The organism is Bacteroidota bacterium (assembly GCA_008933805.1).
Classification (GTDB): Bacteria; Bacteroidota; Bacteroidia; order UBA8524; family UBA8524; genus SB11.
In genome coordinates, this window is the sequence record WBUH01000023.1 from 15388 (window position 1) to 40772 (window position 25385).

A 25385-nucleotide genomic window follows, 5' to 3' on the forward strand; every position below is an offset into this window, starting at 1 on the left:
AAAAACATTTTCATGGGGCAATACAATAATTCACACAATACATAAGTTATTTATGTATATTTGACTTATGTATCCAAAAGATCTACTAAAAGGCACTCTGCAACCCATCATCCTAAAACTGCTTGAGGACAACGGCAGAATGTATGGCTACGAAATCACCCAGAAAGTAAAAGACCTTACCTCTGGCAAAATAAACATTACCGAAGGGGCTCTTTACCCCACTTTGCATAAACTTGAAGCCGATGGTGTAGTAAAGACTGAAGAGGAATTTATCGGTAAAAGGGTACGCAAATACTACTCGCTAACCCATGAGGGTACCTCAGTAGCGAGACAACGGGTAGTAGAAGTATCCGATTTTTTTGGCACAATAAGCAGTTTGTTAAACATTAAACCCACAACCTAATGGAGCTTACTACTGAACAAATAGCTTTTATACGTAATGATATTGCACAAAGGGGCATCACTATGCCTGCCCTTGCTGATAGTTTAGTTGACCACATTTGCTGCGCCATTGAAACCGGTACCGAAACAGATTTTACCATCGCCTACCGCAATGCCATTGTTGCCTTTGGTGAAAACGGCCTGCATGAAACCCAACAAAAAACCTTCTTTTTATTAACCTATAAAAAAGTAATCTTTATGAAAGCAACCATGTATTTATTGGCCTACATCGCCGTATTTCTTTGCAGCACAGGTCTACTTTTCAAAATGCAGCACTGGCCCGGTGCATCGATAATGTTTGTGTTGGGTATTGTAATCCTAAACTTAGGCTTCTTGCCACTGTTCTTTTACGATAAGTACAAACGCTCATTGGCCTAATCCTAACTGTATTCCATTCTCAGCGGCGCAAAAGCAATGTTTATTGCTTTTGCGCTGCTGCATTTTCTACCAATCCACAACCCTACGTGAATAAATTATTAACACTTCCATCGCTTTGCACTTGAATACATGGAGGTATCGGAGTTAATTTTCGCCCACAAAACTCTGAAAACAAATGTATACTGCAAGAAGAACTAACAGCGAAAGCGACGATTTCAACACCTTAATCATCGACCTAAACGCCTACTTGTCGGGTCAGTATGGAGAAGTACAAAAACAGTACTCCCCTCACAACAAAGTAGATGGTATTGACACCGTGATTGTTGTGTACGATGGCGAAAAAGCCATTGGTTGCGGCTGTTTTAAACCCTACGACGAAAACGCCGTTGAGATTAAACGGATGTTTGTTCGCCCTGAGTACCGACGAAAAGGTATTGGCAAACTGATTATGGACAACCTTGAACAATGGGCAAAAGAACTGGGCTACAATGCCTGTGTGCTTGAAACCGGCGATAATCAACCCGAAGCCGTTGCCCTATACAAACGGATAGGTTATATAGAAACCGAAAAATACGGCGTGTATGTGAACCTGAACAACAGTATTTGCATGCGCAAGGATTTTCCTGCCGTACAATCATAATACAACCAATATTCTGCCGCAAAGGCATTCAGAAACCCAATACGGAATACTTTGTGCCTTTGTGGCAATTATAAAAATAGGGTAGCTTTTTTTACCGTTAAATCACACTACATGAAATCATTTATTATTGAAGATGCTGAATCAGACAGGTTACATTTTAGAAAAGTAACCCAAAGTGATTATGACGCTTGGCTGCCATTTTTTTACAATGCAGAATCAACCCGGTTTTTAGGCACGTTTGACGGGACTAATGAAGAGCGCTGCCAAAGCTGGATAGACCGTATGAACTGGCGTTATGATAATGATAACGGCTTGATGGCGCTGATTGATAAAACCACGGGAGCATTGGTGGGCCAATGCGGCTTGCTTAAACAAACCATTGATGGCGTGGATGAAATTGAAATAGGCTACCACCTGTTGCCTCAATACCGCCGTATGGGTTACGCCGGCGAAGCAGCCATATTTTGCAAACACTTTGCCTTTGATAACCACCTGACGGATACGGTAATATCATTGATACATCCCCAAAACAATAACTCGATGGCGGTAGCCCGCAAAAACGGGATGCAGCTTGAAAAACAATCCTCATACCGTGATATAACAGTGAATGTTTTTAGGGTAACTAACCCCGCTACCCTATCGTTTTAAAACAGTTTTACGATAAAAAGAGAGTTGAATCGGACGAATAGAATTTGACTAAGTTGACATATCAACTTCTGGCATTAACTTTGCAAACATCATTCTGAAAATGGAAAAAGAACACAAACAAGAACTTATTTCCGAAAGATTCTTTGCCGAAATGAAAGACACATTTTTCTTTCAGGCCCAAAGGATCAAGAGAGTGATTTTTCGCAACGCTAAACAGATGTTCAAAGAGGAAAATATCAATCTTAAGGTTGACCAATTTCCGATACTTTTAACTGCTCATGCGCTTGAAGGAATGTCTCAGCAAGAAATTGCCGATGTTACCGAACGCGATAAATCTTCTGCCCAGCGTACCTTGGTTTCTCTTGAAAAAAACGGGCTTGTAAAAATTGTACAGGATTCAACAGACAAGCGTAAGAACCTTGTTTACCTGACCGAAGAAGGTAAATTTATTGCCAAAAGGATAAAAATCCTGTTTAAACAGGCTGAACTCCAAACCTTTGCTGTTCTTAGCGAAGAAGAACGTAACGAAGCACTGGTACACATTAAAGAAATAGCTGATAAGCTTGAAAAATAATAGAAAACCATTTTTTTAAAACCTAAATAGTTGATATGTCAATAGTTGATAAGTCACCAATGTTTGGTGCAACCAAATTTCTGCTCGTTGGTATTATTGTAGCACTTACAGGTGGTGTTGCAAATGCCCAAAAAACGCTCAGTTTAAAGGAGTGTATTGATTTTAGCCTCAAAAATCACCCGTCGATTAATGTTGCGCAAAACAAAATTGAGAAGGCACAACAAGCCTCGCGTGAAGCATTATCGGGGTATTTGCCACAGGTATCGGTAAACGGCGATTTAAACAATAACTTAAAGCTGCAAACCAATGTTATACCTGCCAGTCCTCCCCTATTCCCCAACGAAACAAAACTTACATTCGGGAATAAACTAACCAGCACAGCCACCGCGCAAGTTGAGCAACAGATTTATAACCAATCGTTACTTACAGGTTTAAAGGCCAACAAACCCAATCAGGAAATCGCCAACCTAACTGCTGAACAAGCTAAAGAACTTCTTATCTACAACGTATCAAGCTCGTATTTTCAGGTAATCACAATTTACAAGCAATTAGAGTTGCTAAACGGAAACAAAGAGCGTACAGAAAAATTGCTTGAGGTTGCCAAATTGCAAGCTTCAGCAGGGGTTGCTAAAAAGGTGGATGTGAAACAAGTACAGGTGGGCCTAAACAATGTGCTTGCACAAATATCAGTAGTGCAAAACAACTTGCAACTGGCTTATAACGGGTTAAAAAACTCGATGGGACTTTATACCAACGATTCATTAGTATTAAGCGATACCGGCCGTTGGTTGCAAAATGCACCGCAAATTACTACCCTGGCAGAGTTTAATGTAGCCAACACTACTGATTACAAGCTACAGGAAAAACAAATCCAGTTATACGATATCAACGCGCAATCCATCCGTATGCAAAGTATTCCTACAATTTCAGCATTCGGCAGGTACGGACTAAATGGTTTTGGAAAACAGCCTTCTGATATTATCAACCGCCAGTTTGATTACTCAACAATTGGTATACGGTTATCATGGAAGGTTTTCGACGGGTTTAAACGTACCTCTCAATACAGGCAGGCAATTATCGACCGAGACAATGCCAAACTGAATCTGGAAATAAACAAAGCCGGCCAAAGCCTTAAATACCAAAATGCGGTAGCGCAATTTAAACAAGCGCAAAGCACACTTACTACCAACAAAGAAAACGTGGAGCTTGCTGCCGAGGTGTACGACAATGTGAGCTTACAATACAAAGAAGGGGTAGCATCGCTAAGTGAGTTGCTGAATGCAGAAACATCGTACCGCGATGCCCAGAACAATTACATCGTTTCATTAATAAATTTTTACCTGACCCAGCTTGACCTTGAGCAAAGCAACGGCAGCCTTGAACAGTATTACAATAAATTATAATAACACATAACAGCATATAAACAGATGAAAAAGAAACTTTTGATAGCACTAGCCGCTTTGGTTCTTATATCATTAATAGTGGTGAAGTTGGCAGGAAATAAACGCAAGATTGAAGAGAAGAAATCAGTTTCTGTAGATGCCTCAATAGAAATACCCGTGAACGTTGTATCAGCAAAGCTTGAAAAAATAGAAGGTAACTTGGTAAAAACAGGTACGCTTATTCCTTATAGCGAAGCAAACATTACCTCATCGGCATCGGGTAATTTACAATCAGTAAACTTTGATTTAGGCAGCAACGTTCAAACCGGACAAGTAATTGCCCAAACCGATAACACATTGCTAAACCTAAAACTTGAAGCCGCACAACTGCAACAACAAAAACTGCAACGCGATTACGACCGTTACAGTAAACTATTGGCAGGTGAAGCTACCACTGAAACCAACTTACAAGACATTAAATTCAACCTTGATAATGCCACCAACCAAATAGGCCAAATTAAAAAGCAAATTGCCGATAACATGGTAAAAGCTCCAATAAGCGGGCAAGTAACTGTGAAAAACGTTGAGGCAGGTGAATTTGTGAACCCCGGTACTGTGTTGGGTAAGGTAGTAAATGTATCAAAATTAAAGGTAGATGTGCAGGTAAGCGAAAACGACGCATATACTATTAGCCTGGGACAAAAGGTAACCATTACTACCGATTTATATTCGGGCAAAACTTTTGACGGTAAGGTAATTTTTGTGAGCCAACAAGGTGATGCCGCCCACAACTACCAAGTACAAATTGAATTGCCTAATTCAAGCTCACACCCGCTAAAAGCAGGAACGTTTGTGTATGCTGATTTTATTCACCAAGGTGCGGGACAAGCATTGCAAATACCTCGCTCGGCATTGGTTGAAAGCATGAAGAACCCATACGTTTATGTAGTACAAAACGGCAAAGCTGTGGCACGCAAACTTACCGTAGGTAAAGACTTAGGAGCAAACATTGAGGTAATTGCCGGATTAAAAAGCGGAGAACAAGTGGTAGTAAACGGCCAGATAAACCTTGCTGAAGGTACCCCTGTGCGCATTGTTAAGTAACATTTAACGGAGATTTTTAAAATGAAAAGACTTGCAGAATTAGCCATAAACAGGCCGCTGCTGATAACAGTAATTTTTGTAACCCTTATCCTTTTCGGGTACATCAGCTACAGGGCACTTAACTACAACTTGTTGCCCAAGTTTGATGCCAATGTGGTTACTGTAATTACCAGCTATCGCGGGGCCTCGGCAGAGGAGATTGAAAACGTGGTAACACGTAAAATAGAAGATGCTGTATCATCATTAGAAGGGGTTGACCGTATCACCTCGTCATCACAAGAAGGAGCCTCAATTGTTACTATTACACTAAAAGACGGGATGGATGTGAACCGTGCGTTGAACGATGCACAGCGGAAAGTGAACCAAATATTGGTAACGCTTCCCCAAGGTATCGATAACCCTGTGGTGAATAAATTTTCAACTGATGATTTTCCGGTGCTCAGGATGAGTGTTACAGCCAAAGCCAGCCCATCGGAATTGTACGACATTATCGATAACCAAGTATCTCCGCAGCTTGCCAACGTTGAGGGGGTGGGTCAGGTTGGTCTTGTAGGCGGAAATGAGCGTGAGATTAAAGTAAACATCAACCGCGAAAAATTGGCGGCTTATAATCTTACCATTTCACAAGTAACCAATGTTATCAGTTCGGCCAGCCTTTCTTCACCGGCAGGTAACGTACAAACCACCGCAACTGAATATTCTATAAAATACGATGCCAAGTTTAACAACTCCAATCAATTGCGTGAATTGGTTGTAGCGCAGTACACAAACGGCAGCAAGGTATATGTAAAGGATATCGCCGAAGTAGTGGATGCACAAACCAAAGTAACGGCCATTAACCACTTTAACGGTGTGCCATCGTTGGGTGTGCAAATTTTAAAGCAAAGCGATGCGAACGCAGTTGAGGTGAGCAAACTGGTAAAAGAGAAAATTGCTGCTATTGAAAAAACACACAGCAATATCGACCTGAAATTTGCTATTGCCGGCGACCAATCGGTGTACACACTTGAATCAGCCGAAGCAGTAATTGACGACTTGTTTATAGCTGTGGTGATTGTGGCTTTGGTAATGTTGTTCTTCCTGCACAGTGGTCGTAGTGCGATGTTCGTACTGGTAGCCCTTCCGGCTTCAATGATACCTACATTTATCTTTATGAACCTGTTGGGTATGTCATTAAACCTTATGACCCTTATGGCACTTTCGCTGGTGGTGGGTATTCTGGTTGACGACTCGATAGTAATTCTTGAAAACATCATGCGCCACATGGAGATGGGTAAAGACCGACGCACGGCAGCCATTGACGGTCGCTCGGAAATTGGTTTTACAGCGATAGCTATTACACTGGTTGACGTAGTGGTGTTTGTTCCTTTGGCACTCTCAGGCGGGTTGATTGGTAACATTCTCCGTGAGTTTGCATTAGTGGTGGTTTGCTCAACATTAATGAGTCTTTTGGTATGTTTTACCGTAACCCCTATGTTGGCTGCTCACTTTGGTAAAGTACAGCACCTAAATCCCAAAACCCTTTGGGGAAAAGTGAATATCTGGTTTGAGAACATAATCACCAGCCTGCGCGAAGGTTACACCAATATACTTAAATGGGCGTTGAGCCATAAGCGTTGGGTATTGGGCGGTACATTGGTATTATTCTTTGGTTCTTTTGGTTTGGTTGCAGGCGGCTTTATCGGTAGTGCATTTATATCACCCAGTGATAGAGGCGAGTTGAGCATCCACATTGAACTTGCTCCCCAAACATCCGTATACCAAACCAATCTTGTAAGCAGGCAGATTGAAGAAATTTTGTTCAAGCAGCCTGAGGTGGTAAATGTGTTTTCTAATATCGGTTACTCAACTACAGGGGTGGCTACTTCAAGCAACAGTAACGTAGCTGATTTGAACGTGACTCTGAAGGACAGAAAAGAAAGAAGCATATCAACCGACGAGTTTGGCTTACGTATGAAAAAGTTAATTAGCACCATACCCGGTGTTAAAACAACCATAACTCCAATTGGTATTACAGGCGGCGGCAACCAACCCGATGTGCAAATTGCCATTAAGGCCAACAACCGCGAGCAAGTGCGTGAGGCAGCTGCCAAAATAAAAGATTTGGTAACAAAAACTCCCGGTACTCAATACGTTAAGTATAGCACTGCCGACCCAAAACCACAGCTTGAAATTAACCTGAACCGCGAAAAAATGGCGTTGTTGGGTATCAATGCTTCCGAAGTAGGTGCAGCAATTTCGACTGCCTTCAGGGGTAACGACCAAACAAAATTCAGGAGCAACGGCAACGAGTACGACATTATGATTCAATCGGATGAGTTTGATAAAACCGATGTGAACGACGTGCGTAAACTGCGCTTTAAAAACTCACAAGGCTTATCGTTTGAGTTATCTCAGTTTGCTGATATTAAAGAAGACCTTGGCGAAACTGCTTTGGAACGTATGGACCGTTTATCATCCATCAACATCAACGCATCTGTAATTGGTCGTTCGGTAGGTACAGTGGGAACTGAACTAACTAAAGGCATTAATGCTTTAGACCTTCCTTCAGGAGTAACATGGCACTATATCGGTACGCTTGAAAACCAATCAAAATCATTCGGCAGTCTTTTAGGTGCTTTGGGTCTTGGTATATTACTGGTGTACCTTATTATGGTGGCCTTGTATGAAAACACCATTTATCCTTTTGTAGTATTATTTGCTTTGCCGCTGGCAATGATTGGTGCCTTCTTAGCATTGGCACTTACCATGAACGACCTTACCATTTTTGCAATGATTGGTTTGATTATGCTAATGGGCTTGGTGGCCAAAAACGGTATTCTGCTGGTTGACTTTACCAACCAACGAAAAGCAGAAGGTGCATCGCTGATTGAAGCACTTATTGATGCAGGCCGCGAACGTTTCCGCCCTATTTTGATGACAACCATAGCAATGATTGTAGGTATGATGCCACTGGCATTATCACAAAGTGCGGGTGCTGAGGTTAAATCAGGTATGGCTTGGGTGATTATAGGCGGCTTAACTAGTTCGCTGTTGCTTACTTTATTAGTTGTACCTACCATATACTACATAGTGGATAAACTAAAAGAAAGAATGGGCAGGGGCAAAAGGAAAAAACTTGCTGCTGACGATACTGAATTGCAAGTAGCAGCTTCACACTAAACACAATCATGAACTAAAAGTATAGCGGTGGACGTATTGGTTTATAATAAAATTAAAGACCCCGCGCTTAAACAAGGTATTCTTGATGCGCTATGTACCATAGCTGACCCTACTTTTAGTACCCCCGATTTATTGCTATTAAATAATAAAATCCTTGAGGATGTTGTGAAACATCTTCAAGGATTTTTACATCAAAAAGAACTCTCTAACGAGGATATTATCTATATCTTTTATACCAAAAGTACCGGGTTTGGAATGTGGCCGTTAAAAAGAGAGGGCCGAAAACGCATTACCAAAATCACCTCGCTTTAATTCAGCGAAGCACATTACATCCATTATCAGCATCAGTAAGAAGTTAATCTTTGCTATACAGCAATATTAAAGCACAGCTAGGCAATGTGCGTGCACGCTGTTAACAGAATAGGATTCAATAGGGTTCTCCCCTATTGAAGAAAATAAATGCTTTAGCGTCACCCCTGTAAAGGACTAAATAAGTCCGAACACAAGGTTGGGCAATATACCCAAGGCTATTAAACCCAGCGCCATTAATACAATAACCACCTTTTGAAAGGCAGGAACAGGTATTGGAGTAACTTCGGTTTCATCGGGTTGAGAGAAGGCGGCCGCTACTACTTTAAAGTAATAGATGATGGAGATAAGTGAGGCCACAACCCCTGTTATTACCAACCACAATAACCCTGATTTAAGAGCAGCAGCAAACAAGTAGTATTTGGCAAAGAAACCCGCCATTGGAGGAATACCCGCCAATGATAGCAATGAAAGTACCAACACAAAAGCCAACAACGGGCTTTTCTTGTACAAGCCTTTAAAACCGCCAATATCATTGGTTTTGGTGTGCTCGTTTACTTTATCAAGCACAAAGAATGACAACAAGGTAGCCAACGAATAAGATGCTGCATAGTACAATATAGCACCGGCTGAATACGAGTTCAGTATCATCAACGCCATTAGCAAATACCCTGCGTGGGCAAGGCTTGAATAGGCCAATAAACGTTTTGCGTTGGTTTGTTGTACGGCGATGATGTTACCCACTGCTAGCGTAAGCACAGTAATAATGCTTAGTGCCAACCACCATACATCGCTGTTGCCCGCAAAGGCAGTGTAAAACAACCTGAAAAACGCCGCAAAAGCAGCAGTTTTTACAATGGTTGCCATGTAAGAAGTTACTGAAACAGGAGCCCCTTGGTATACATCGGGTGCCCAGAAATGGAACGGTACTGCCGATACTTTAAACGCAAGGGCAATAAATATCAAAACAATGCCTGTATAATAAAACACGGGCGGTTGCATAGTAGCACTGTATTGGGCAATTTCTGCCAGGTAAAACGAACCTGAAGCACCGTACACCAATGCAATACCAAACAACAAAAAGCCGGTGGCAAATGAACCCAACAGAAAGTATTTAAGTGCCGCTTCGTTGGATAATAAGTCGTTTTTGCGGCTACCTGCCATCACATACATGGATAGCGAAATAATCTCGATGCCGATAAACAATACCACCATATTGCTGAAAGAAACCATCAGCACGGCTCCTACCAACGCAAACACCACCAACGCGGTGTAATCGGTTACGTGGTAGTTGCTCTCAAAGAACCTTTTAGATAATAACAGCCATAATAAACCCACCCCAGCCAACAGTGCAGAGAACGCTACGGCGTAGTTATCAAAATACACCATATCGTTAAAATAACGGATGCTTGTACCCCAATCGGCTACTGTGAATACTAACGTTGCTACCAGCCCTAAAACAGCCAGCCAAACGATGTATTTTTTAAAATTTAATATCTCTGAAAGAAGGGAAAGCACCCCTACTCCCGTTAATATATAAATGGCATTCATCTCTTAGTAATCGCAGGTTTATTTATACAATTCAACAATTTGCAGCAGGTTTTGCGCTGCGGTTTGGCTCAAATCAAGCAAGGGTGCGGGGTAAATACCAATCACCACTATCAAAAGGCACAAGGGTATCAATACCACTTTTTCTACCGTACTTAAATCAATAATACTTTGGGTAACTGTATTGGTTTCGCCCAAGGTTGATTTGCGGTAGGCATTCAGCATATAAATTGCTCCCAAAATAACCGATAATCCTGCCACGGCTGATAACCAAGGCTGGTATTGGAATAGTCCGTTCAGCAATAAAAACTCGCCCACAAAACCACTGGTAAAAGGTAGTGCTACCGAGCCAAACATAATCACCATAAACAACGTAGCCAGTTTGGGTGCTACGCTCCTTATTCCGCCCAATTCATCAATTTGGGTAGTACCTGTGCGGGTTTGTATTATCTCAACAATGTAAAACAACCCGAAAACAATAATACCGTGGCTGAACATTTGTATGACAGCCCCTTGCACGGCAGCACTGTTTTGAGTGAATATACCCGCCGATATAAGCCCCACGTGGGCGATAGACGAGTAGGCTATCAAACGTTTAATATCTTTTTGTACGATGGCTAAAAACGAGGCATACACCACTCCGATTACGGAAAGAATAACCGCCACGTACGACCATTGCGCTACTCCTTGCGGAACAACGGGCAATAACCAACGGATTACGCCAAACACCCCCATTTTAAGCATGATGCCCGAAAGCAACATCGTACCCTGTGCAGGAGCTTCAAAATAGGTATCGGGCTGCCATGTGTGGAAAGGGAACACAGGCATTTTTATGGCAAATGCCACAAACAACGCCCAAAATACCCACGACTGACTAACGGCATCCAAGCTTTTGCCTGCCTCGTACAACGCTTGCATACTGAACGAGTGTTCGTCGGGTGTTTGCAGGTACAGGTATATCAACCCTATCAGCATAAATAAACTGCCTGCAAGGGTATAAATAAAGAATTTTAAGGTTACACGCACCCTTTGTGCACCGCCCCACAACAAACAGATGAAGTAAATGGGGATAAGCGCCATTTCCCAGAATATATAGAACAAGAACCCGTCTTCGGCCACAAAAACGCCAATCATAGCGGCTTGCATTACCAAAATAAGGAAGTAAAACAAGGCCGGACGTTCAGTATTACCGGTAAAAGATGATAGAATGATAAACGGAGTTAGCACGGTTGCCAGTAACACCAACACAAGGCCGGTGCCATCCATCCCAATATTAAAGTTGATACCCAATTGGGCAATCCAAGGAGTTGCTATGCTAAAAGCCGATGTATCGGCAGGGTTAAATTGCGTATAGGCTACTAACGATACCACTAACTCTGCTAATGCAATAATCAGGGCAGCTACCCTTGCCTGTGCAGGCTTTAGGGCAAGTACTAATACAGATGCCAACAAGGGCAGGAATATCAAAATTGCAGTTAACATCTACCTATATAAAAGAAGGGGTTAATAGTAAAACAATAATCGCCAGCACCATCATAAAGATGTAGAAGCCGATGCTTCCTTGCTGTACCAGCTTTAGTCCGCGGCCACCAATTTCAACAATGCGTCCGCTCAGGTTCACCAAGTTATCAATCACATTCACCTCAATAAAGCGCAACACGTTGGCAGAAAACCATGCAAGGGGTTTCACTATTGCTGTGTTGTATAGCTCATCCACATAAAACTTATTGTACGACAGCTTGTGCAAAGGTGATAAAGCAGTTCCTTCGGCAGCAGGTACTTGTTTTTTTGTACCGTACTTAAACCAAGCTATGCCGATGGTTACAATCACCAAGGCTACTGTTATGCCCATCAGCATCCACTCGGTGCTATGGTCGGGGGCAGCGTGGTGCACCAAAGCGTGCGAAGCTGCAAATACCGGTTCAAGGAATCCGTTTAGTGCGTGGTCGAAATGGAAAATCTCAGGGATGCCCATAAAACCGCCTACCACCGAAAGGATGGCCAGAACAATCAAAGGCAAGGTCATTACAGCGGGTGATTCGTGCAAGTGGTGTTCTTGTTCGTGTGTTCCCCTGAAACCTCCTGAGAAGGTTAAGAAGAACAAACGGAACATATAAAACGCTGTACACAACGATACCGCTAAACCCAATACCCAATAAACTTTGTTATGGGCAAAGGCGTGGGCTAAAATTTCATCTTTTGAGAAGAACCCTGCAAACGGCGGAATACCCGAAATGGCCAAAGTAGCAATTAAGAATACCGCATAAGTAACGGGCAGGTACTTGCGCAAACCACCCATGTTGCGAATGTCTTGCTCGCCGCTCATGGCGTGGATTACACTACCTGCGCCCAAAAACAACAAGGCTTTGAAGAATGCGTGGGTGGTAACGTGAAATACGCCTGTGGCGTAAGAGCCTGTACCCAATGCTAAGAACATTAGTCCTAACTGGCTAACGGTTGAGTAGGCCAATACCTTTTTAATATCGTTTTGGGTGAGAGCGATAATGGCAGCTATCAGGGCAGTTACAAGACCTACCACACTAATAATTTCAAGGGTAAACGGAGCTAAGGTGTATAGGATATTGCTGCGGCAAATCATGTAAATACCTGCGGTAACCATGGTTGCTGCGTGTATCAATGCCGATACGGGCGTAGGGCCTGCCATCGCATCGGGTAGCCAAGTGTACAAAGGCACTTGGGCACTTTTACCCATTGCACCTATAAACAGTAGCGCAGTAATTAAAATCACCTGTGGGTCATCAAAACTGAAACGGCTTGCCTGACTGAATATAGTGGCGTAATCAAAGCTGTTAAAGTTGCTGAACAACAAGAATATACCCAACAAAAAGCCCAAATCGCCAATACGGTTCATTATAAAGGCTTTATTAGCTGCTTTGCTGTATTCGGGGTTTTTAAACCAGAAACCAATCAACAGGTAAGAACACAAGCCTACCCCTTCCCAGCCTACAAACATCACCAGATAGTTTGCGCCCAATACCAACAACAGCATAAAGAACACAAACAGGTTAAGGTAAGAGAAGAAGCGGTTGAAACCTTCGTCTTCTTTCATATAACCTATTGAGTAGATATGGATGAGAAAGCCTATGCCTGTGATAATTAACAGGAATAATGACGAAAGCGGGTCAACTAAAAACGATAATGAGATATTTACCGAACCTGCTGAAATCCAGTCGAAAAGTAACAAGGTATGAGAGGCAGGATTGCCGCTGCTCAACTCAATAAAAATGCCTAAGGAAACTCCAAAGGAAGCCAGTACTAACAGCGATGCCAAAATGCCGGCAACTGATTTGGGGAGGCGTTTGCCCAACAACCCAATCATTATAAAGCCCAGCAAGGGGAAAAGTGGCACCAGCCCTACCAATTCTTTCATATCTTACCTTATTCTTACCTTTAAATCGTGTATTTGTTTGTAATAACTACCATTTCATGCGACTCAAAAAATTCACATCGGTAGTGCCTATATTTTTAAAAATCATCACCAGTATTGCCAAACCTACTGCTACTTCTGCTGCCGCAACGGCCATCACAAAAAACACAAACACTTGTGCAGAGCCGTCGTTAAAATAGTTTGAAAACGCTGTTAGCAGCAGGTTCACCGAGTTAAGCATTAACTCAATGCACATAAAAATGATGATAATATTCCTTCTGAACAGTACCCCTGCCACACCTATTGAAAACAAGGCTGCACTAAGGTATATGTATGAGTTTACTGATATTACTGCGGTTTCGTTCATTGTTTCGGTTCGTTTTTGCCCAACATTACTGCGCCCACCATTGCGGCAAGAAACAGCACTGACGATACTTCAAAAGGGAAAAGATATTCGGTAAACAGTATGTTACCTAAGTTTTTCACTAAGCCTATATTGCGCTCGCTGCCTGTAATTGCCATTTGGCTATCCACCCCTTTAAGGGCAGCAACTAACACGGTAAGCATAATACCGCCCGATACCACAGCCGCAAACTTTATAAGGTTGCTTTTGTGGGGTTCTGCATCTTTGTTAAGGTTCAGCAGCATTATCACATACAGGAACAACACCATAATGGCTCCTGCGTACACTATTACGTGCACGGCAGCTAAAAACTGTGCATTAAGCAGCACATAATGTCCTGCTATGGCAAAAAAGGTGATAATAAGGTATAAAACGCTGTGTACGGGGTTTTTACTGGCAACTACCATCACCGCACTCATAAGTGCAAGAAACGAAAGAAAATAAAAAATGTATTCCGTCATGTACTGGTCTATCGGTTGTGGCTGTAGTTTTTGTGTGTTTTAAAATCAAGTACCGCAGGGGTTTGGCGTTTGGTTACGTCAATACGTTGGTCAACAGGCTCTACCAGCTTGTCTTTACCGTATATAAATCCCTCACGACCAAAATCGGTATTCACTATCCTATCCGTTAAAAAGATGGCCTCTTTGGGGCAAGCCTCTTCGCAAAGCCCGCAAAAAATACAGCGCAACATATTAATCTCATAGGTAGTTGCATACTTCTCTTCTCTGTATAGGTTCTCCTCCCCTTTTTTGCGCTCACCGGCAGTCATGGTAATCGCCTCGGCAGGGCACGATACTGCGCATAGTCCGCAAGCGGTGCAACGTTCTGCACCCTTTTCGTCGCGTTTCAATACGTGCTGTCCCCTCCATATCGGGCTTACTTCCCTTTTTTGTTCAGGGTAGCTGATGGTGTTTTTTTTGCTCAGAAAATGTTTTAGGGTAATGCCAAGCCCTTTTATTACAGCAGGCAGATACAGCCTTTCACTGAAAGACATTTTCTTATCTGATACTACTTTCGAACGGTTTGTTAACATTTTATAATCCTTACTATTTTCCGGTGATCATTAGTATTATACCTGTTATTCCAATGTTCAGTATTGACAAGGGAATTAGCGACTTCCAACCCAAATTCATTAACTGGTCGTAACGGAACCGTGGAATGGTCCAACGAATCCACATGAAGAAGAAAATAAAGAAGAAGATTTTTAGGAACAGGGCGATGGTACCCAAAATGGTAATCCAATTGGCCGATAAACCCAAATCATGCATAAAGGGGAAGTTATATCCGCCAAAATACAAGGTTGAAATAACTGCCGACGATATGAACATGTTGATGTACTCTGCAAACAGGTAGAAACCCAGCTTCATACTGCTGTACTCAGTGTGGTAACCGCCTACCAATTCAGTTTCGCATTCAGCAAGGTCAAACGGAGTACGATTACACTCAGCAAATGCACATACCAAAAAGATGATAAAGCCGATAGGCTGGTACACAATGTTCCAAAAATTCCAATCACCGCCAACACCACCGTCTTGCATTACAGAGATTTCCTTCATGCTCAATGTTCCTGTCATCATTACTAATGCAATGATTGAGAATCCCATCGCAATCTCGTATGAAATCATTTGGGCTGAGGCACGTATAGCACCCAACAACGAAAACTTGTTGTTTGATGCCCAACCGCCTATCATAATACCGTACACCCCTATAGAAACTACTCCAAAAAGGTATAACAAGCCTATGTTTATATCGGTTATCTGTAGCGAGTATTCTTGTCCTGCAATGGTAATGGTATTGCCCCAAGGCACTACTACTCCCGTCATTAATGCGGTTAACATGGCAATACAAGGTCCTAACACAAACAACCACCTGTTTGATGCCACGGGGATAATCTCCTCCTTCATAAACATCTTCACCCCATCGGCAAGCGGTTGCAAAATGCCCAAAGGTCCTGCCCTGTTAGGGCCTACCCTGTCTTGTATAAATGCAGCTACTTTACGCTCGGCATAGGTAGAGTACATGGCTATCAGCAATGTGATGCCAAACACCGCTACTACTAATATGAGCTTATATATGATAAATGCTTCCATTATGCAGTTTCTTCCTTAGTCCAGTTTTTTTACGTCGTCGTGCTTGTGTAAATCTTTACCGCCTTGAAACTTCACCTGACGTTCAACATCAGCTTGCAGTTTTTCAAGGTCAGACAATTCATAATGGTTTTGTGAGATAACGCTACCTCGGTCGATATGGCGTGGGCCTTCAACTACCCAGTCTTGCATATTTTTATGCTCAAAACGGCACTCGTTGCAAATAAACTCGTGTACCTCACCGTATTTATCTTTGCGTGCTGATACGCGCAACACCTCTTGGTCTTTAGTCCAAAGTACCACCTTACCGCTGCACTTGGGGCAATCCCTGTGTGCATCCAACGGTTTGGTAAACCATACCCTGCTTTTAAACCTAAACGTATTATCGGTAAGTGCGCCTACAGGACACACATCAATCATGTTGCCCGAAAAATCGTTCTCAATGTTATTTTTAACGTAAGTGCTTATTTCAGCCCTATCGCCGCGGTTCATCACCCCGTGCACACGTTCGCCCGTTAATTGGTCGCCCACATACGTACAGCGGTAGCAAAGTATGCAACGCGTCATGTGCAGCTTAATCTTATCGCCGATATCAATCTTGTCAAACGTGCGGCGTTCTTCTTCGTAACGTGTAACGGCAGCACCGTGTTCGTAAGCAAGGTTTTGCAAATCACACTCGCCTGCTTGGTCGCAAACGGGGCAATCCAAGGGGTGGTTTATCAATAAAAATTCAACCACTGCTGAGCGGGCATCCAACACCTCTTTGTTGGTGATGTTTGATACCACCATACCGTCTTGCACCTGTGTTGAGCATGAAGCTACCAGTTTGGGCATGGGACGGGGGTCGGCTGTGCTGCCTTGCTCCACCTTTACCAAACACACCCTGCACTTACCACCACTGCCTTTTAATGATGAGTAGTAGCACATAGCGGGAGGAACAATCTCCCCGCCTATTTGCCGTGCGGCGTTTAATATGGTAGTGCCGTTGGGCACTTCTGTTTCTATACCGTCTATGGTTATTTTTGCCATAACATCTCTTTAAACCGTTAAAACGGCTTAGTTAACTGTTTCTAATGTTTGAGGTTCAACAGGTTTTAAACTGGGTGTGAACGGCTCAAGTTCAAAGTGTTTAGGGTTTTTCACTTTATCGGGGTTTAGTACATGGTACTCAAACTCTTCCCTAAAGTGGCGGATGGCACTTGCCACAGGCCATGCAGCCGCATCACCCAACGGACAAATGGTATTACCCTCTATATTTTTGGCAACATTAACCAATAGGTCTATATCACTCATTTTACCATGACCTGATTCAATCTTGTGCAATACCTTTTCCATCCACGAGGTTCCTTCGCGACAGGGGCTGCACTGCCCACACGATTCGTGGTGGTAAAAACGCGTAAAGTTCCACAAGTTGCGAACGATACAAGTAGTTTCGTCCATTACAATAAAACCGCCAGAACCTAGCATGGTTCCCGATACAAAACCTCCGTCTGACAATGATTCGTAAGTCATTAAACGGGGTTCGCCGTTGGCTGTTTTTAATATTAAATCGGCAGGAAGAATGGGAACTGAAGAACCTCCGGCTACTACCGCTTTTAGTTTGCGGTTGTTGCGGATACCGCCGCAATACTCGTCTGAGTAGATAAATTCTTCAACGGGCAAGCCCATTTCTATCTCGTACACACCGGGTTTATTAATATGGCCGCAAGCTGATATTAGCTTGGTACCGGTACTGCGCCCGATGCCGATTTTTGCATACTCATCACCGGTCATGTTTAGTATGGCCGGAACGGTAGCTATAGATTCTACGTTGTTAACCACGGTTGGGCAACCCCACAATCCCGATACAGCAGGAAACGGAGGTTTGATGCGCGGGTTACCGCGTTTACCTTCAAGTGATTCTATAAGGGCCGTTTCTTCACCACAGATATATGCACCACCACCGGGTTGTACGTATATATCCAATGAATAATCAGTGCCTAAAATGTTCTTTCCTAAAAACCCTGCGGCATACGCTTCATCAATGGCAGCCTCAAGTTTGGGGAATATCCAGCGGAATTCTCCGCGCATATATATGTAGCTGGTGTTTGCACCCAACGCATAGCTGGCAGAAATCATTCCCTCTATCAGTAAGTGGGGCAGTTTATCCAACAATGTACGGTCTTTAAACGTACCGGGTTCACTTTCGTCAGCATTTACAATAAGGTAGCGGGGCTTATCAGATTTTTTATCAATAAAACTCCACTTCATACCCATAGGGAAACCTGCACCACCCCTACCCCTAAGGCCTGATTTTTTCACCTCTTCGGTTACTTCTTCGGGCGTCATGGTTTTCAGTGCTTTTTCTACCGAGCTGTAGCCGCCGTTTTGCCTGTATACCTGAAAGGTATTGATACCTGGTATGTCTAATTTATCTAAAAGCAGTTTTCTTCCCATTGTTCTTATTGATGAGAATTTTTAAACTTTTCAAGTAACTCGTCAACCTTGTTGTTATCAAGATTTTCGTAATAGTGGTCGCCCATTTGCAACATCGGCGCAGTACCGCACGATGCCATACACTCCACGGTTTTTAGCGTAAACATTCCGTCGGCTGTAGTTTCACCCGCTTTTATGTTCAGCTTGTTTTCTATGTGTGTAATAATGTCTTCGGCACCCATCAACCAGCAAGGACCTGTACGGCATACTTCAAGTACACACTTTCCTACAGGTTCTAAATTGAACATGGTGTAGAAAGAGGCTACCTCAAATACTTCCACAGGTTTAATGTGCAGCATGCGGGCTACGTACTCCATTACGGGAGCGCTAAGCCAACCGCCAAACTCGGCTTGTGCTAAATGCAATACCGGCAGCAAGGCAGATTTTTGTTTGCCCTCAGGGTATCTTTTAATAATTTTTCCGATCACCCTTAAGGTTTCCTCAGAAAATTGCACGTTCTCTTGAACAGTTTCCATATACTCGCTGTATCAGCTTGTTAATGTTTGTTTTCTTTATGCATCCAATTCGCCAGCAATCACATTCATGCTGCTCATGGTTAAAATGGCATCACTCAGCATTGAGCCTTTTATCATTTCAGGATATGCCTGATAATAGATAAAACATGGCCTGCGCAAGTGCAGCCTGTAAGGGGTACGGCCACCATCGCTCACCAAGTAAAAACCAAGTTCGCCATTGCCGCCTTCTACACTGTGGTAAACTTCACCTTTAGGCACATCGGTTTCGCCCATCACTATTTTAAAGTGATAGATGAGTGCTTCCATATTGTTATATACCATCTCTTTGGGAGGCAGGTAAAAATCAGGAATGTCGGCATGAAAGATGTTTTCCTTTGGCATTTTTGCCAATGCTTGTTTAATGATGCTCACACTCTCCCACATTTCTTGCTGGCGCACCATAAAACGGTCGTATGTATCTCCCTGTGTACCCACAGGAATAATGAAATCAAAATCTTGGTAAGATGAGTACGGGTTCATTACACGTACATCATAATCTACGCCTGCTGCCCTCAGATTAGGACCTGAAAAACCGTAGTTAAGTGCTCTTTCGGCTGATATTGGCCCGCAACCGATGGTACGGTCCATAAAAATTCGGTTACGCTCCAACAAAGCACTAAACTCTTTCAGCACTTTGGGAAACTCCTCTACAAACTTGTTTATTTTATCCCAAGCCTTTTGCGGAAAATCGCGTTCAAAACCTCCTATACGACCAATGTTGGTAGTAAGGCGCGCGCCGCAAATCTCTTCGTATATCTCGTAAATTTTCTCCCGCTCCTGAAACATGTACACAAAGCCGGTAAGGGCTCCTGTATCCACACCTATTACACTATTACACACAATATGGTCGGCAAGGCGGGCCAACTCCATAATTATCACCCGCATATAATCTACCCTTTTGGGTATCTCTGCCTTTATCAGCTTTTCTACCGTCATGTGCCAGCCCATGTTGTTAATGGGTGATGAGCAGTAGTTCATACGGTCGGTTATCGGTGTAATCTGATAAAACGGCCTGCGTTCGGCCAGTTTTTCAAAAGCACGGTGTATGTACCCGATGGTAGGCTCGGCATCAACAATTATTTCCCCGTCCATTTTCAGTACATTTTGAAATATACCGTGTGTGGCGGGGTGTGTGGGGCCCAAGTTAAGGGTGGTGTACTCCTTCTCTTCAGGGGCTACAATATTTGTATCAGGTGCGTACTCCATTATCTTCCAAACATTTCGTCTTTTTTATCTTCCCTCATTTGGTCTTCAAGCGGGTATTCTTTGCGCAACGGGTGGATAGTCATATCCTCCACATTCAAAATCCTCTTAAGGTTGGGATGCCCAATAAACTTCACACCGAAAAAGTCATACGTTTCGCGTTCCAGCCAGTTAGCTGCTGAAAATATTCCGGTAAGTGTATCAATTTCGGGATTGGTATCACCCACAAATACCTTGATACGGATTCGTGAGTTTTTCTCAAGATTATGAAGCAGGTAGTGCATTACTATCTGTGATATTTCAGGATAATGCACCGCAAACAATGTAGTAAGATAACGATACGCCAATTCGGGTTCGTTATACAAATACTCTATCATTTCGGTGACTTTATCGGGCGCAACTTTGTACGTGAGAAACTCTCCGTCATTTTCTGCCTCAAGAATGTGTGATCCGAATCTTTCGTAAACCTTTTTAGTAATGTCGCTCGTTTTCATCAAAATCACTCAATACCGTAACTATCCAGCAGGGTTTCATACCTCGAAGAACTCCTTTGTCCAAACTGCTCGCTTTCGGCCAGTTGTTGTATTTTTAATATGCCTTCTATTATTTGCTCGGGGCGGGGCGGGCAACCCGGCACGTAAACATCAACAGGGATGATACGGTCGATACCTTGCAGCACGCTGTAGGTATCAAAAATACCCCCTGTGCAAGCGCAAGCACCAACGCTAAGTACCCATTTCGGTTCGGCCATTTGTTCGTACACTTGGCGCAATACCGGTCCCATTTTTTTGGCTATGGTACCCATTACCATCAACAAATCAGCCTGACGTGGTGAGAAACTCAACCTTTCAGAACCAAAACGGGCCAAATCGTAGTGCGCACCCATGGTGGCCATAAATTCAATCCCGCAGCATGATGTGGCAAAGGGCAAAGGCCATAAAGAGTTTTTGCGGGCCATGCCTACTACCTTTTCAAGGTTTGTGGCAAAAAAACCTGCACCTTCCAAGCCGGCAGGTGCATTTGTCATTTTAACAATATCCGACATTACTACTCCCTGATAAACTTATTAGTCCCACTTTAACGCGCCTTTTTTAAGGATGTAAAAAAAGCCGGTTAGTAAAAACCCGATGAATAAAAACATTTCTATAAAACCTGTCGTCCCTAAGTCTTTGAAGTTAACAGCCCAAGGATACATGAAGATTACTTCCACATCAAACAGCACAAAAAGAATGGCTACCAGGAAGTATTTAATTGATAAAGGGATACGGGCATTGCCCTGTGACTCGATACCACACTCAAAAGCATCAAGTTTGTTTTTTGAACGATGCTTAGGGCCAAGTACGTGTGTAACTAGCATAGTAGTTGCAACAAAACCCAATGCTACAATGAACATCAGGGCTATTGGCAGGTATTGCATTACGTTATCGTCTATCTGCATATCTATTGTCAAAAACCGTTTAACCTTTTCTTTATTAGTATAAGTATCCAAAAGACAATATGGTGCCGATGGGGCGATGTTTGTTTAAACATCATTCCATGCATTGATTCACCATTACTTGTGTTTACAGAACCCTTATGCCTATGCCGAAAATCACCTAACCTTTTGATTTACTGAACGAAGCATCCGTTTAAAAAAAGCTAAAAACGGTTTTGTGTGTACAGTTTCCACCTGTTTGGGTAGCGGCGCGCAAAGGTAAAAACTTATACCATATTATGAAATAAAATCACTACCCCTGTTCTAACATTCTATAACGCCTGTGCGACAAGGGTTTTGTTAGTTTTTTGTAAACTTTTCTACACATTTTTTAAACTCTGACCTTAAAATTTGTCAGTTTCTTAACATGTTTCATCTAAAAAATTAGTAAGAAAACGTGCTTACCATATTTTCAGACCTTTATGTTTTTTCCCCGCTTAAACACACTATCAATACAAAGATTTAACACAATTGTTTGTGCAAACTATTTATATTCGCCCCCTAATTTTTAAATGCCTCAGTAAGCATTACACATTCATATTAAAAAATGAAAAAAAACAAGTTCACTTTTATGTTTAGCAGTCCTGCATCTTTTAGGGCCCTGCTATCCTTGTTTTCTATTCCCTCAGGAGTAGTTTTTGTTCAAAGCCGAATAGCTTACATTTCCCGACGCTGATAGCGTAAGGTACTTCTTCTTGCCCCGTTACGCTCGGGGACTAATATTTCAAAAACATACATTTTAAAAAATTTTAACGGCCTTGGCTGTGCTATGCATTTTTTGCTTGCACACAACAGGGCTAGGACATATTACATGCACAAAAAAGACTTTGTGGTGTGTGTGGCAGAGGAACGCCATGCACACTTTGCAAAACAAATTTGCGATGAAATGGCCGCATCGGCCAAAGCAAGGGGTACCGGAATAGCCAAACGTACACCTGAGTATCTGCATCTGAAAATGACCGAAGGGAAAGCCGTAATCGCATTTACAAAAAAAGGCGAGTGGGCAGGCTTTTGCTATATAGAGACTTGGGGACACGGCAAGTTTGTGGCCAACTCAGGTTTAATAGTTGCTCCCGAACATCGAAAAAGTGGTTTGGCAAGGGAGATAAAGGAGCAAATTTTTGCGCTTTCGCGCAAAAAATACCCCGATGCAAAAATCTTTGGCCTTACTACCGGTTTGGCGGTAATGAAGATAAACTCTGAACTGGGCTATGTACCCGTTACCTACTCTGAACTAACTGACGACGAAGCGTTTTGGAAAGGTTGCCAAAGCTGTGTGAACTATGAGATACTGATGAGCAAGGAGCGTAAAAACTGCCTTTGCACGGCTATGCTATATAACCCCGAAGAAAAAAAGCGAGGTAAACGCAGGATGTGGGAGTTTGCCAAACAATCAAAAATATACGAACGTCTTTTACGCCTTAAACAATGGAGTTTTTTGAGGCAATTGAGGGAGGAAAGTAAAAAACTAAAATTATTCTAATGATGAAAAAAGCAGTTTTGGCCTTTAGTGGCGGACTTGATACCACTTATTGCGCCGTTTATCTTGATAAAATATTAGGGTGTGAAGTGCACGCCGTAACCGTAAATACAGGCGGTTTTAATACTGACGAAGTTGCAGCTATTGAGCAACACGCCTTCAAACTGGGAGTACACTCGTACACCTGCCTTGATGAGCGTGAGAACTTTTATAACAAAGTGATACGCTTTTTGGTGTTTGGCAACATACTTAAAAACAATACCTACCCACTTTCGGTAAGTGCCGAACGTATTGTGCAGGCCATCGCCATAGCTGAGTACGCCAAAAAAATAAATGCCGATTGTATTGTGCACGGCAGCACAGGTGCAGGCAACGACCAAGTGAGGTTTGATATGGTGTTTAATATACTTGCCCCTGAAATAAAAATTATTACTCCAATACGTGATAACAAACTTTCGCGTGAGGAAGAGCTAACCTTTTTAAAACGATACGGTATCACCATGAATTTTGAAAAGGCCATGTATAGCATCAACAAAGGGCTTTGGGGCACATCAGTAGGAGGGAAGGAAACCCTAACCTCACACCAACCTTTACCTGATGAGGCTTACCCTACACCGCTAACTAAAACTGAAAGTACCAACCTTACCCTTAGTTTTTCGAAAGGAGAGTTAAAGGGTATTAACGGTGAGAATTTTGAAAATTCTGTTGATGCTATTCTGAAACTTGAAGAACTAGCAGCAGGCTATGGTATTGGCCGAGAGGTACACGTGGGCGATACCATTATAGGCATTAAAGGCCGAGTGGGTTTTGAGGCGGCAGCCCCGTTAATTATCATCAAAGCGCACCACGCGCTTGAAAAACATACACTTACCAAATGGCAACTGTATTGGAAAGACCAACTGGCGGCTTGGTACGGAAACTGGATGCACGAAGGCCAGTACCTCGACCCGACTATGCGAGATATGGAGGCATTTATGCAAAATACCCAGCAAACCGTAAGCGGTGATGTGTTTGTAACCTTGCACCCGCACAGGTTTATGATAAACGGTATACAATCTCCCCACGATTTAATGGCCGCCAAATTTGGCAGCTACGGTGAGATGAACAATACTTGGACGGGCGAAGACGTGAAAGGCTTTGCTAAAATTTTCGGAAATCAGGTAGCTATATATCAACAAGTAAATGGAAAAGAAAATTAAAGCAGGCATAGCAGGTGCAGCAGGATATACAGGCGGCGAGTTGCTGCGTTTGCTGCTGTTGCACCCCAACGTAGAAATTGTGTTTGCCCACAGCAATAGCAACGCGGGCAAACCTATTTATCATGTACATACTGACTTGTTGGGCGATACGAATTTGCTTTTTGCCAGTGAGTTAAGCAATGATATTGACGTGCTGTTTTTGTGCATGGGGCATGGAGACAGTAAAAAGTTTTTGGCAGCGAATACCATTCCATCACACATAAAGATTATAGATTTAAGTCAGGATTTCAGGTTAAAGGGCAACGCCGCCGATAAATGGATATACGGCCTTCCCGAACTGAACCGCGACCAAATAAGCATAGGCAACTACCACATTGCCAACCCCGGGTGTTTTGCAACCTGCATTCAATTGGCTTTGTTGCCTTTGGCAAAAGCAGGCTTGCTGCAAACCGATGTGCACATTAACGCTACCACAGGCTCAACAGGTGCGGGGCAATCGCCAAGCGCTATCAGCCATTTCAGTTGGCGGGCAAACAACCTTTCGGTGTACAAAGCATTTGAACACCAGCACTTAAACGAAATTGGCGAAAGTCTGTTGCAGTTGCAACCTTCGCTTACAGCACCCTTAAATTTTGTTCCCCAGCGGGGCAATTTTACGCGCGGCATTCACGCGGTGGCTTACACGCAAAGCAACTTGAACATAGATGAAGCTGTGGCTTTGTACAATGATTATTATAACAATCATCCGTTTGTACACATCAGCCTGCGCCCTGTTGATTTGAAACAAGTAGTAAATACTAATAAATGCCTGTTGCATATAGAAAAACACGGCGATATGCTGATGATAATCAGCATCATCGACAACCTGCTGAAAGGCGCATCAGGGCAGGCTGTGCAAAACATGAATCTTGTTTTTGGTTTGGAAGAAACCACAGGACTAAAACTTAAACCCGTAGCATTTTAAAAAAACGAAAA

Annotated in this window: 26 protein-coding genes; 12 read left to right on the forward strand and 14 right to left on the reverse strand. The window is 42.9% G+C overall.

Going from position 1 to position 25385, the window contains the following annotated elements; all coding sequences use genetic code 11:
• Positions 1-67 precede the first annotated feature (67 nt).
• The 9 genes from F9K23_17465 (at position 68) to F9K23_17505 (ending at position 8641) form a co-directional block, all read left to right on the forward strand.
• Complete coding sequence (locus F9K23_17465) at positions 68-403, forward strand: PadR family transcriptional regulator (GenBank protein KAB2913296.1); 336 nt, start codon at positions 68-70, stop codon at positions 401-403.
• Positions 403-819, forward strand: a complete 417-nt coding sequence (locus F9K23_17470) for a hypothetical protein (GenBank protein KAB2913297.1) — start codon at positions 403-405, stop codon at positions 817-819. Before F9K23_17465 ends, F9K23_17470 begins: the two co-directional genes overlap by 1 nt.
• A gap of 175 nt (positions 820-994) precedes the next feature.
• Complete coding sequence (locus F9K23_17475) at positions 995-1459, forward strand: GNAT family N-acetyltransferase (GenBank protein KAB2913298.1); 465 nt, start codon at positions 995-997, stop codon at positions 1457-1459.
• Positions 1460-1570: 111 nt separating this feature from the next.
• Positions 1571-2107 (forward strand): GNAT family N-acetyltransferase, encoded by a 537-nt coding sequence (locus F9K23_17480; protein KAB2913299.1) that lies wholly within the window; start codon positions 1571-1573, stop codon positions 2105-2107.
• A gap of 100 nt (positions 2108-2207) precedes the next feature.
• Positions 2208-2681, forward strand: a complete 474-nt coding sequence (locus F9K23_17485) for a MarR family transcriptional regulator (GenBank protein ID KAB2913300.1) — start codon at positions 2208-2210, stop codon at positions 2679-2681.
• A 35-nt stretch (positions 2682-2716) separates the two neighbouring features.
• Positions 2717-4084, forward strand: coding sequence for a TolC family protein (locus F9K23_17490; protein ID KAB2913301.1), 1368 nt, complete (start codon positions 2717-2719; stop codon positions 4082-4084).
• Between the two features lie 24 nt (positions 4085-4108).
• The gene (locus F9K23_17495; protein KAB2913302.1) at positions 4109-5167 is read left to right on the forward strand and encodes an efflux RND transporter periplasmic adaptor subunit; all 1059 of its coding nucleotides are present in this window, start codon (positions 4109-4111) and stop codon (positions 5165-5167) included.
• 21 nt (positions 5168-5188) lie between these two features.
• On the forward strand, positions 5189-8329 hold the full coding sequence (locus tag F9K23_17500; protein ID KAB2913303.1) for an efflux RND transporter permease subunit: 3141 nt from the start codon (positions 5189-5191) through the stop codon (positions 8327-8329).
• A gap of 27 nt (positions 8330-8356) precedes the next feature.
• Complete coding sequence (locus F9K23_17505) at positions 8357-8641, forward strand: hypothetical protein (GenBank protein KAB2913304.1); 285 nt, start codon at positions 8357-8359, stop codon at positions 8639-8641.
• Positions 8642-8815: 174 nt separating this feature from the next.
• On the opposite strand, the gene F9K23_17510 is transcribed toward F9K23_17505, so the two are convergent.
• The 14 genes from F9K23_17510 to F9K23_17575 are packed head-to-tail and all read right to left on the reverse strand — an operon-like array spanning position 8816 to position 21695.
• Positions 8816-10189, reverse strand: coding sequence for an NADH-quinone oxidoreductase subunit N (locus tag F9K23_17510; protein ID KAB2913305.1), 1374 nt, complete (start codon positions 10187-10189; stop codon positions 8816-8818).
• Positions 10190-10207: 18 nt separating this feature from the next.
• Entirely contained in the window at positions 10208-11668 is a 1461-nt protein-coding gene (locus F9K23_17515) for an NADH-quinone oxidoreductase subunit M (GenBank protein ID KAB2913306.1), read from the reverse strand.
• Between the two features lie 4 nt (positions 11669-11672).
• The gene (gene nuoL / locus F9K23_17520) at positions 11673-13577 is read right to left on the reverse strand and encodes an NADH-quinone oxidoreductase subunit L (protein KAB2913307.1); all 1905 of its coding nucleotides are present in this window, start codon (positions 13575-13577) and stop codon (positions 11673-11675) included.
• 46 nt (positions 13578-13623) lie between these two features.
• Positions 13624-13941: an NADH-quinone oxidoreductase subunit NuoK gene (gene nuoK / locus F9K23_17525; GenBank protein ID KAB2913308.1), complete on the reverse strand. Its 318-nt coding sequence runs from the start codon at positions 13939-13941 to the stop codon at positions 13624-13626.
• Positions 13938-14438, reverse strand: a complete 501-nt coding sequence (locus tag F9K23_17530) for an NADH-quinone oxidoreductase subunit J (protein KAB2913309.1) — start codon at positions 14436-14438, stop codon at positions 13938-13940. Before F9K23_17530 ends, nuoK begins: the two co-directional genes overlap by 4 nt.
• Positions 14439-14446: 8 nt before the next feature.
• The gene (locus F9K23_17535) at positions 14447-14971 is read right to left on the reverse strand and encodes an NADH-quinone oxidoreductase subunit I (protein KAB2913330.1); all 525 of its coding nucleotides are present in this window, start codon (positions 14969-14971) and stop codon (positions 14447-14449) included.
• 52 nt (positions 14972-15023) lie between these two features.
• Entirely contained in the window at positions 15024-16067 is a 1044-nt protein-coding gene (nuoH, locus tag F9K23_17540; protein KAB2913310.1) for an NADH-quinone oxidoreductase subunit NuoH, read from the reverse strand.
• A 15-nt stretch (positions 16068-16082) separates the two neighbouring features.
• Entirely contained in the window at positions 16083-17093 is a 1011-nt protein-coding gene (locus F9K23_17545) for a 2Fe-2S iron-sulfur cluster binding domain-containing protein (protein KAB2913311.1), read from the reverse strand.
• A gap of 27 nt (positions 17094-17120) precedes the next feature.
• Positions 17121-18500 carry an NADH-quinone oxidoreductase subunit NuoF gene (gene nuoF, locus F9K23_17550; protein KAB2913312.1) on the reverse strand — a complete coding sequence of 460 codons (1380 nt, stop codon included), beginning with the start codon at positions 18498-18500 and terminating at the stop codon, positions 17121-17123.
• A 5-nt stretch (positions 18501-18505) separates the two neighbouring features.
• A complete protein-coding gene (nuoE, locus tag F9K23_17555) occupies positions 18506-19015 on the reverse strand; it encodes an NADH-quinone oxidoreductase subunit NuoE (protein ID KAB2913313.1) in 510 nt (169 codons plus the stop codon).
• A gap of 36 nt (positions 19016-19051) precedes the next feature.
• Positions 19052-20260: an NADH-quinone oxidoreductase subunit D gene (locus F9K23_17560; GenBank protein ID KAB2913314.1), complete on the reverse strand. Its 1209-nt coding sequence runs from the start codon at positions 20258-20260 to the stop codon at positions 19052-19054.
• Complete coding sequence (locus F9K23_17565) at positions 20260-20751, reverse strand: NADH-quinone oxidoreductase subunit C (protein ID KAB2913315.1); 492 nt, start codon at positions 20749-20751, stop codon at positions 20260-20262. The genes F9K23_17560 and F9K23_17565 overlap by 1 nt, the downstream gene beginning before the upstream one ends.
• 5 nt (positions 20752-20756) lie before the next feature.
• Positions 20757-21302 (reverse strand): NADH-quinone oxidoreductase subunit B, encoded by a 546-nt coding sequence (locus tag F9K23_17570; GenBank protein KAB2913316.1) that lies wholly within the window; start codon positions 21300-21302, stop codon positions 20757-20759.
• 21 nt (positions 21303-21323) lie between these two features.
• On the reverse strand, positions 21324-21695 hold the full coding sequence (locus F9K23_17575; GenBank protein KAB2913317.1) for an NADH-quinone oxidoreductase subunit A: 372 nt from the start codon (positions 21693-21695) through the stop codon (positions 21324-21326).
• An 847-nt stretch (positions 21696-22542) separates the two neighbouring features.
• On the opposite strand from F9K23_17575, the gene F9K23_17580 reads away from it, so the two are divergent.
• The 3 genes from F9K23_17580 to F9K23_17590 are packed head-to-tail and all read left to right on the forward strand — an operon-like array spanning position 22543 to position 25374.
• Positions 22543-23214, forward strand: a complete 672-nt coding sequence (locus F9K23_17580; GenBank protein ID KAB2913318.1) for a GNAT family N-acetyltransferase — start codon at positions 22543-22545, stop codon at positions 23212-23214.
• A gap of 2 nt (positions 23215-23216) precedes the next feature.
• Positions 23217-24410 (forward strand): argininosuccinate synthase, encoded by a 1194-nt coding sequence (locus F9K23_17585; GenBank protein ID KAB2913331.1) that lies wholly within the window; start codon positions 23217-23219, stop codon positions 24408-24410.
• Positions 24394-25374: an N-acetyl-gamma-glutamyl-phosphate reductase gene (locus tag F9K23_17590; protein ID KAB2913319.1), complete on the forward strand. Its 981-nt coding sequence runs from the start codon at positions 24394-24396 to the stop codon at positions 25372-25374. Before F9K23_17585 ends, F9K23_17590 begins: the two co-directional genes overlap by 17 nt.
• Positions 25375-25385 lie beyond the last annotated feature (11 nt).

What these genes read in the sequence shown, in the direction of transcription:
- F9K23_17465 (KAB2913296.1), top strand. Translation starts at nt 68, where the DNA reads ATGTATCCAAAAGATCTACTAAAAGGCACTCTGCAACCCATCATCCTA.
- F9K23_17470 (KAB2913297.1), top strand. Translation starts at nt 403, where the DNA reads ATGGAGCTTACTACTGAACAAATAGCTTTTATACGTAATGATATTGCA.
- F9K23_17475 (KAB2913298.1), top strand. Translation starts at nt 995, where the DNA reads ATGTATACTGCAAGAAGAACTAACAGCGAAAGCGACGATTTCAACACC.
- F9K23_17480 (KAB2913299.1), top strand. Translation starts at nt 1,571, where the DNA reads ATGAAATCATTTATTATTGAAGATGCTGAATCAGACAGGTTACATTTT.
- F9K23_17485 (KAB2913300.1), top strand. Translation starts at nt 2,208, where the DNA reads ATGGAAAAAGAACACAAACAAGAACTTATTTCCGAAAGATTCTTTGCC.
- F9K23_17490 (KAB2913301.1), top strand. Translation starts at nt 2,717, where the DNA reads ATGTCAATAGTTGATAAGTCACCAATGTTTGGTGCAACCAAATTTCTG.
- F9K23_17495 (KAB2913302.1), top strand. Translation starts at nt 4,109, where the DNA reads ATGAAAAAGAAACTTTTGATAGCACTAGCCGCTTTGGTTCTTATATCA.
- F9K23_17500 (KAB2913303.1), top strand. Translation starts at nt 5,189, where the DNA reads ATGAAAAGACTTGCAGAATTAGCCATAAACAGGCCGCTGCTGATAACA.
- F9K23_17510 (KAB2913305.1), bottom strand. Translation starts at nt 10,189, where the DNA reads ATGAATGCCATTTATATATTAACGGGAGTAGGGGTGCTTTCCCTTCTT.
- F9K23_17515 (KAB2913306.1), bottom strand. Translation starts at nt 11,668, where the DNA reads ATGTTAACTGCAATTTTGATATTCCTGCCCTTGTTGGCATCTGTATTA.
- nuoL (KAB2913307.1), bottom strand. Translation starts at nt 13,577, where the DNA reads ATGAAAGAATTGGTAGGGCTGGTGCCACTTTTCCCCTTGCTGGGCTTT.
- nuoK (KAB2913308.1), bottom strand. Translation starts at nt 13,941, where the DNA reads ATGAACGAAACCGCAGTAATATCAGTAAACTCATACATATACCTTAGT.
- F9K23_17530 (KAB2913309.1), bottom strand. Translation starts at nt 14,438, where the DNA reads ATGACGGAATACATTTTTTATTTTCTTTCGTTTCTTGCACTTATGAGT.
- F9K23_17535 (KAB2913330.1), bottom strand. Translation starts at nt 14,971, where the DNA reads ATGTCTTTCAGTGAAAGGCTGTATCTGCCTGCTGTAATAAAAGGGCTT.
- nuoH (KAB2913310.1), bottom strand. Translation starts at nt 16,067, where the DNA reads ATGGAAGCATTTATCATATATAAGCTCATATTAGTAGTAGCGGTGTTT.
- F9K23_17545 (KAB2913311.1), bottom strand. Translation starts at nt 17,093, where the DNA reads ATGGCAAAAATAACCATAGACGGTATAGAAACAGAAGTGCCCAACGGC.
- nuoF (KAB2913312.1), bottom strand. Translation starts at nt 18,500, where the DNA reads ATGGGAAGAAAACTGCTTTTAGATAAATTAGACATACCAGGTATCAAT.
- nuoE (KAB2913313.1), bottom strand. Translation starts at nt 19,015, where the DNA reads ATGGAAACTGTTCAAGAGAACGTGCAATTTTCTGAGGAAACCTTAAGG.
- F9K23_17560 (KAB2913314.1), bottom strand. Translation starts at nt 20,260, where the DNA reads ATGGAGTACGCACCTGATACAAATATTGTAGCCCCTGAAGAGAAGGAG.
- F9K23_17565 (KAB2913315.1), bottom strand. Translation starts at nt 20,751, where the DNA reads ATGAAAACGAGCGACATTACTAAAAAGGTTTACGAAAGATTCGGATCA.
- F9K23_17570 (KAB2913316.1), bottom strand. Translation starts at nt 21,302, where the DNA reads ATGTCGGATATTGTTAAAATGACAAATGCACCTGCCGGCTTGGAAGGT.
- F9K23_17575 (KAB2913317.1), bottom strand. Translation starts at nt 21,695, where the DNA reads ATGCAGATAGACGATAACGTAATGCAATACCTGCCAATAGCCCTGATG.
- F9K23_17580 (KAB2913318.1), top strand. Translation starts at nt 22,543, where the DNA reads ATGCACAAAAAAGACTTTGTGGTGTGTGTGGCAGAGGAACGCCATGCA.
- F9K23_17585 (KAB2913331.1), top strand. Translation starts at nt 23,217, where the DNA reads ATGAAAAAAGCAGTTTTGGCCTTTAGTGGCGGACTTGATACCACTTAT.
- F9K23_17590 (KAB2913319.1), top strand. Translation starts at nt 24,394, where the DNA reads ATGGAAAAGAAAATTAAAGCAGGCATAGCAGGTGCAGCAGGATATACA.